Raw genomic sequence first — 6,979 nt, 5'->3', positions numbered from 1 at the left:
ATGCGAAACGCAAAGAAACGATTGAGCGTGTATTCGCAGATGCAAAAGAAAAGCATGGTATGCGTTGGACTACTTTATGGGGACTTAAAAAATTGTCGATGCAGGCGATGCTTACTTTCGCTGCCATTAATATAAAGAAGATGGCCACTTGGACATGGCAAGGTCCTAAAATGGCTTAACATTGTGGCTCGAAGAGCCCAAATCTCTTATCCTTTGGTCAAAATTTCAAAGGAATTTCAAAAGGGGTTCGGAATTTTTTATTTCCGAACCCCTTTTGTCTACAAACTGAATCGGGCTCTTAAAAAGAAGCCCGATTTTTCTTTTTATTCTTTTTCCCTTCGATGACGGTTAAGTGACTATCCGTTTTCTTTCTCCATTTTATTTTCTTTGATGATTTTGCTGCAGAGAAGCTAGCCACATTATCTTTTTTCGAAGTTCGGTTTTTTAGCCTTTTTTTCGATTGGCGGGCAGCCTTTCGGAATGCTTGCTGCTCTTTCTTAACTGGTTTTCCCTTTGTTAATCCGGTATAAATCATATAAATAATCCCTGCGACAATGGCTATTATGAGAATGTTTCTAAAAAAGCCAATCGGGTCATTAAATAGTCGGCTCAATAGTCCGAGGACTCCGAGGGCGATGATTCCGTATATCATGAAAGATATGAAACGTTTCAACAAAGACACCTCCTTAAGAGCATCATAAGCATTTTTAGCTTATTTTAAACATTCTAAATGTAAAATATTTGAAAAAAAATGAAGATCATTCATTTAATTAGTATATGATTTTTCATCATCAAAATGTGTATAGATGTTTTACACAATTACATCCGATTCTAAACCTTTTTCGGTATCCTTTTCCATCCTCAACAGTTCTTGGAAGGATGCCAATGCGACTTCGACTTGATCATCGGTAGGGGCTTTGGTTGTCAATAACTGAAGCCAAAGGCCGGGATAGCCAAGGTAACGCAGGATGGGAGTGTCCCTTACTTTGTTAGTCAACTGCAAGACTTCGAATGCTATGCCGAGCACGACGGGGATAAGCAAAATGCGATTGACGACACGAACCCATAGCGGATCGATTGGTACAAGAAGATAGACAAACATCCCTACAATGACAGTAAATAAAATAAAACTGCTGCCACAGCGATAATGAAGGCGGGAACTTGCCTGCACATTTGCAACCGTCAATTCTTTTCCGCTTTCAAAGCAATTGATCACCTTATGCTCTGCTCCGTGATACTGAAAGACCCGCTTGATCAATGGCGTCAAGGAAACTACATAAATATATACGAGCAGTAAGATCAGCTTGAACAAGCTTTCCACTAATACCTGAGCCGTATGGCCACTGAAAATGGGTTCTGTCAATTTTGCGAGGAAGACAGGAATCAAGGTGAAAAGCAATTTCCCAAATAGGAAGGAGATCACACCGATCACGGCAACACCTAGCCAAAGACTTAATTTAGAGGGGTCTTTCGTTTCTTTTTTCGTTTCGACCTGTTTTTCCCCGTCTTCTTCTTCTTCATACTGTTCAGTTGAAAAGTTAAGATGTTTCGAACCGGTGGCACTTGACTGAATCAGTGATACGATACCCCGTAGAAACGGTATTTTTTTTAAGCGGTTTACAACAGGTTTCGATTCACGCGGCAGATGATAATATACAATCGTCGAATCTTTGCGGCGTACCGCAGTGACTGTGTGATGTTTGCCACCGAACATGACGCCTTCCACTACAGCCTGCCCTCCATAAACGGGTTTTTGAACCTCAGACATTTCTACACCAACCTAATAGTTATTCACGTAGCTCTCTCATGGGTGCTAACATGTGTATTATCAAGCATCACAAGGGTTTAAGGCGGTCCTCCAAAATGGAATGGAAGCTTTATCCCTTACAATTGCTTTTTGAATGTTGAATCACAGGAAGGTATTATCCTGTGTACATTATAAATTTCAACAGAGGAAGGGGATTTTCCTCTGAAAAAAGCAGATTATTTATGATTTAATCATACAGAATTAATCACAAAACCTCTAGTGATTCTCCTCCCCAATAATAAAAAAAAATAGTTCTATTTAACAAAGGGCATACTACGTAGCGGAGGTGTTTGATATGTCTTCTAATGAAAATGGACAAATTCAACAGGAATATCAAAGCATGTTAATCTACAATGTACTTGCTGTCGGTTTTGTTGGGGGGGCTTTAGCCAGTTTTATCGGAATCCTAGCCCATTATGTTAACTTTATGGATTTTAGCCCAAAATTCATACTGACTTCGTGGTCAAATATGACCTGGATCGATCATTGGCTCGGTACGGTAATGACCATGATTTTATTCGGAATTCTATCCGTGGGGATCGCTTTTATATACTATAGTCTCTTTAAAAGGATGAAGAGTATTTTTCCGGGTATTTTTTTGGGGGTGGTCTGCTGGGCTTTACTTGTATTTGTCCTGAAACCGATGTTCATCGATTTGCCAACCTTTTATAAAATGTCAGCAAATACGGTTATAACAAGTGTATGCATTTTTATTATATACGGTCTTTTTGTAGGGTTTTCTATATCATATGATCATCAGGAATATATACGCCATAAAAACAAGGCCGAGAAGCAATCGGAAAGCTGATTGCTCTTGGTTGTAAAAAAGTAGTAAGACAATTTGGAATTATGATAGAATGTTCATGGAAAGCATTCTTTTAACATGAGCAGGTGTTTGATGATGACAAAAATCTTACTAATCAATGGTCCGAATTTAAATCGCTTGGGGAAGCGGGAACCTGCGCATTATGGATCCTCGACGCTTGCGGATGTGGAAGCGCAATTAATGCTGCAAGCACAAGGGTTAAATGTGGAATTAACCTCTTTTCAAACTAACCATGAAGGAGCGATTATCGACAAGCTCCATTGGTCAGAGGATCATGGGATCGACGGGATTATCATTAATCCTGGGGCTTTTACTCATTATAGTTATGCGATTCGTGATGCAATAGCCGGAATTGATGTTCCAGTGGTGGAAGTGCATATTTCGAACATACATGCCCGTGAAAGCTTTCGACATGAATCAGTGACCGCTGCGGTATCGGCGGGACAGATTGTCGGCTTGGGGATACACGGTTATGAATTGGCGTTGCAGGCGATCACAAAGATTGCAAAGGGGGAAATTAAATGAATAAACTAATGCACTTAAGAGCCTCGATGGAAAAGGTGGGCATTGATGGTTTTTTGATCACCAGTACATATAACCGCCGATACATGACCAACTTCACGGGAAGTGCAGGCGTTGTCCTCATTTCCCAAAAAGAAGCTAAATTCATCACTGATTTCAGATACGTGGAACAAGCGGGCAAGCAGGCACCGGACTATGAAGTCGTTCAACACAAAGGAACCATCATGGAAGAAGTCGGCAAGCAGGCTAAAGCGATGAATATCGGCAAGCTGGGTTTTGAGCAAGAGCACCTGACTTATGCTACATATAAAGCTTATGAAGCGGCCATTGATGGCCAACTTTTGCCGGTGTCTGGGGTTATTGAGAATTTACGCTTGATAAAGACTTCGTCAGAGATTAAGATATTAAAGGAAGCGGCTGCTATTGCTGATGCTGCGTTTACGCATATTCTGGATTTCCTGCGTCCAGGGATTACGGAACTGGATGTATCCAATGAACTTGAATTCTTTATGAGGAAACAAGGGGCAACTTCTTCTTCCTTCGATATTATAGTAGCATCCGGCATAAGGTCCGCACTTCCGCATGGAGTGGCTACTGATAAAATCATCGAAAAAGGCGATTTTGTCACATTGGATTACGGGGCATATTATAACGGGTATGTGTCTGACATCACTCGGACATTAGCGGTTGGCAAGCCAAGTGAAGAACTTATTAATATTTATGACATTGTTTTAGAAGCTCAACTGAGAGGAATGGCTGGGATCAAACCCGGTATGACTGGCAGGGAAGCGGATGCACTAACTCGAAATCTAATTGAAGAAAAGGGATATGGGCAGTATTTTGGACATTCGACCGGACATGGAATCGGCCTTGAAGTTCATGAAGGTCCAGCATTATCCTTTAGGTCTGATATCATTTTAGAACCAGGTATGGCTGTAACCGTTGAACCGGGCATTTATTTACCGGGCGTAGGCGGAGTGCGGATTGAAGATGATACAATCGTTACAATTGACGGTAACGAAGCACTTACTCATTCAACTAAAGAGTTAATCATTCTGTAAACATGTACATGTAGGAGGACAAATTTATGATTTCTGTAAACGATTTTCGCACGGGTGTTACGATTGAAGTAGACAATGGAATTTGGCAGGTTATCGAGTTCCAACACGTTAAACCTGGTAAAGGTGCAGCTTTTGTACGTTCTAAACTTCGGAACCTTCGTACGGGTTCAATCCAGGAGAAAACATTCCGTGCTGGTGAAAAAGTTGCTAAAGCACATATCGAAAACCGCAAGATGCAGTACCTTTATGCAAGTGGAGACAGCCATGTATTCATGGATAACGAAACGTATGACCAAATCGAGCTGCCGGCTTCAAGCATTGAACGTGAACTTAAGTTCCTAAAGGAAAATATGGAAGTACATATCATGACTTTCCAAGCGGAAACTCTTGGTGTCGAACTTCCAAACACAGTGGAACTAGAAGTGGCGGAGACTGAGCCTGGAATTAAAGGCGATACATCTTCAGGCGGCACGAAATCAGCCGTACTTGAGACAGGCCTTTCGGTTCAAGTGCCATTTTTCATCAACCAAGGTGACAAACTATTGATCAATACAAATGAAGGTTCTTACGTATCACGTGCATAAATGAAAGAAGGCCGAGATTAATATCTCGGCCTCAAATTGCAGACAAAAAGGTTTCGGAATGGTTTCATTCCGAAACCTTTTTGATTTTTTATGGGATTGGACTTCATGATGACGCAGATGATCTGCTTCTTCCGTATATTCCTGCCAATATGGAGTGCCACCACTTTCTGAAGGTCCTTACTTTCTGTACAACACTGTGATAAAAATGAACGAGTCCTGCACAAATGCAATTGGATGATTTGTACACACGATATTCCTCTTTAATCTCCATTTTACAAGCTGGCACCAGTTGGTCTAAAGTAATCATTCATGCTGATCGAATCATGATCATGTTTAAAAAGCATCCTCATCTCCTCAAGTTCCCAGTCTGGAAGGTCCGTATGGTCTCATCCCAAACCATGATTTTATAAGAAGACTTGGTTACCCTTCATGTTTTACTTTTTTATGGAGTGGAACCCTCACTGGATTGAAGAAATTTGCGACACTCCTGCCGAATAACTGGCTAGCCGAGACCCCACAGGCGCTTGCGCCGAGGAGGCTTGGCAGACAGTCGGCGGAAAGGGAGCGGATTTCTGAAATCAACTAAGACGTAGACCGAGATTAATTTCTTGGTCTTTTTTAGATCCAGGAAGTAATAAAAAATCAATAAATGGTCCGTTTCTTTAATAGCCTGTCATCATTGCGTGCTTGTCGGCATATATTTTATTGAAAGTGGTGTATACAGGAGGATTGTCAAAATGGAAACGATTCTTTCTTTTTTACCGAAAAGTTTATACGAGCAACTCCGCGGTATGACACCGATGGTGATCGATAGGATGGAAGAACTGCGAATTCGGGTTGGCAGGCCGCTTGAGGTCATTGTAGGGGGGGAACCATACTTTTTTTCCTATGAAGTGACCCATTCGGATGCAGATCAATTATTGAATAATATAGGTCAATTTTCGTTATATACGCTTGAGGAAGAATTAAAGCGAGGATATATAACCATAGCGGGCGGACATCGGGTGGGGCTTGCTGGCAAGGTGATCCTGGAAAATGGTTCGGTCAAAGCGATCAGGGATATTTCCTCATTCAATATTCGGGTTGCACGTGAAAAAATAGGTGCAGCTGAACCTCTCACTTCATATTTATATGACGGGGAATGGCAGCATACCATGTTGATCGGAGCTCCGCAAACGGGAAAAACGACCATATTACGTGATATTGCAAGAATGATATCCAGTGGTAATGAAAAACTCGGCATTGCCCCTCAAAAGGTGGGGATAGTGGACGAGCGCTCAGAAATTGCCGGATGTGTGCATGGAGTGCCGCAGCTCGAATTCGGAACAAGGGTTGATGTGCTCGATGGATGTCCTAAAGCGGAAGGGATGATGATGATGATCCGTTCGATGTCCCCGGATGTATTGATCGTGGATGAAATAGGCAGGGAAGCGGATACGCAGGCTGTGCTGGAAGCCGTGAATGCAGGTATTAAACTCATGATAACCACGCATGGCCATACACTGGATGAAATCAAGAAGCGACCCATTATCGCTGAAATATTAAAGCAAAACATCTTTGAACGCTTTATTGAATTAAAAAGAAGTAAATCCGGTAGGAGGGGCTACAAAGTCCTTGATGCAGCAGGGGTTCCCATTTACTTGGGAGAAAGTGTGAACCCGCATGTTTAAGTTAATTGGAGCAGCGATAATTATGATAGCGACGACTTGGGCAGGTTTTGAAGCGGCGAAAAAATTAAGTATGAGGCCTCGTCAACTGAGACAGCTGAAAGTCGCCATGCAATCGCTTGAAGCTGAAATCATGTTCGGTCATACACCTTTGAAAGAAGCGGCAAGGAAACTTTCTAAACAGATGGCCAAACCTTTGTCCAGCTTTTTCGATACATTTGCAAATCGGCTCGAGTCAGGTGAAACCACCGTCAAAGAAGCATGGGATGATAGTTTGAAGAAAATATGGCAATCCCTTGCTTTAAAACAGGGAGAATTCGAGATTCTTTCACAGTTTGGGGAGACGCTTGGGAAAAGCGATAAATATCATCAGCAAAAGCAAATCATGCTAACGATGGCACATCTGGAACGGGAAGAAACCGATGCACTCGACCGCCAGGGGAAATATGAAAAAATGATGAAAAGTCTTGGTTTTTTATCAGGGCTATTATTGATCATCTTGCTGATGTAGG

The 6,979-nt window shown here is 41.9% G+C and carries 9 protein-coding genes; 7 read left to right on the top strand and 2 right to left on the bottom strand.

Going from position 1 to position 6,979, the window contains the following annotated elements; genetic code table 11:
- On the top strand, nucleotides 1-179 hold a 179-nt coding region (locus AC3WLU_RS25290), incomplete at its 5' end, for a transposase (protein ID WP_492598127.1).
- Nucleotides 180-298: 119 nt separating this feature from the next.
- Here the strand turns inward: AC3WLU_RS25290 and AC3WLU_RS25285 are convergent.
- Together AC3WLU_RS25285 and AC3WLU_RS25280 are read right to left on the bottom strand one after the other, a co-directional pair.
- Nucleotides 299-673 (bottom strand): SA1362 family protein, encoded by a 375-nt coding sequence (locus tag AC3WLU_RS25285; RefSeq protein ID WP_048677789.1) that lies wholly within the window; start codon nucleotides 671-673, stop codon nucleotides 299-301.
- Between the two features lie 138 nt (nucleotides 674-811).
- Entirely contained in the window at nucleotides 812-1,768 is a 957-nt protein-coding gene (locus AC3WLU_RS25280) for a DUF1385 domain-containing protein (RefSeq protein WP_492598124.1), read from the bottom strand.
- A gap of 334 nt (nucleotides 1,769-2,102) precedes the next feature.
- Here AC3WLU_RS25280 and AC3WLU_RS25275 point away from each other — a divergent pair, with 334 nt between their 5' ends.
- The 6 genes from AC3WLU_RS25275 to spoIIIAB all read left to right on the top strand — a co-directional run bounded on the left by AC3WLU_RS25275 (nucleotide 2,103) and on the right by spoIIIAB (nucleotide 6,978).
- Nucleotides 2,103-2,615: a YqhR family membrane protein gene (locus tag AC3WLU_RS25275; protein WP_057278801.1), complete on the top strand. Its 513-nt coding sequence runs from the start codon at nucleotides 2,103-2,105 to the stop codon at nucleotides 2,613-2,615.
- Nucleotides 2,616-2,708: 93 nt separating this feature from the next.
- The gene (aroQ, locus tag AC3WLU_RS25270; protein WP_048677783.1) at nucleotides 2,709-3,158 is read left to right on the top strand and encodes a type II 3-dehydroquinate dehydratase; all 450 of its coding nucleotides are present in this window, start codon (nucleotides 2,709-2,711) and stop codon (nucleotides 3,156-3,158) included.
- Nucleotides 3,155-4,216, top strand: a complete 1,062-nt coding sequence (locus tag AC3WLU_RS25265; RefSeq protein ID WP_057278800.1) for a M24 family metallopeptidase — start codon at nucleotides 3,155-3,157, stop codon at nucleotides 4,214-4,216. Before aroQ ends, AC3WLU_RS25265 begins: the two co-directional genes overlap by 4 nt.
- A gap of 26 nt (nucleotides 4,217-4,242) precedes the next feature.
- Nucleotides 4,243-4,800: an elongation factor P gene (gene efp, locus AC3WLU_RS25260; RefSeq protein ID WP_034308328.1), complete on the top strand. Its 558-nt coding sequence runs from the start codon at nucleotides 4,243-4,245 to the stop codon at nucleotides 4,798-4,800.
- A 737-nt stretch (nucleotides 4,801-5,537) separates the two neighbouring features.
- Complete coding sequence (spoIIIAA, locus tag AC3WLU_RS25255) at nucleotides 5,538-6,470, top strand: stage III sporulation protein AA (protein WP_057278798.1); 933 nt, start codon at nucleotides 5,538-5,540, stop codon at nucleotides 6,468-6,470.
- The gene (gene spoIIIAB / locus AC3WLU_RS25250; protein ID WP_063575693.1) at nucleotides 6,463-6,978 is read left to right on the top strand and encodes a stage III sporulation protein SpoIIIAB; all 516 of its coding nucleotides are present in this window, start codon (nucleotides 6,463-6,465) and stop codon (nucleotides 6,976-6,978) included. Before spoIIIAA ends, spoIIIAB begins: the two co-directional genes overlap by 8 nt.
- Nucleotide 6,979: the final 1 nt, after the last annotated feature.

It is taken from the genome of Peribacillus sp. FW305-BF15 (assembly GCF_058783805.1).
Note: the sequence above shows the minus strand (reverse complement) of the source record. Positions and strands in the feature narration are given on the sequence as shown.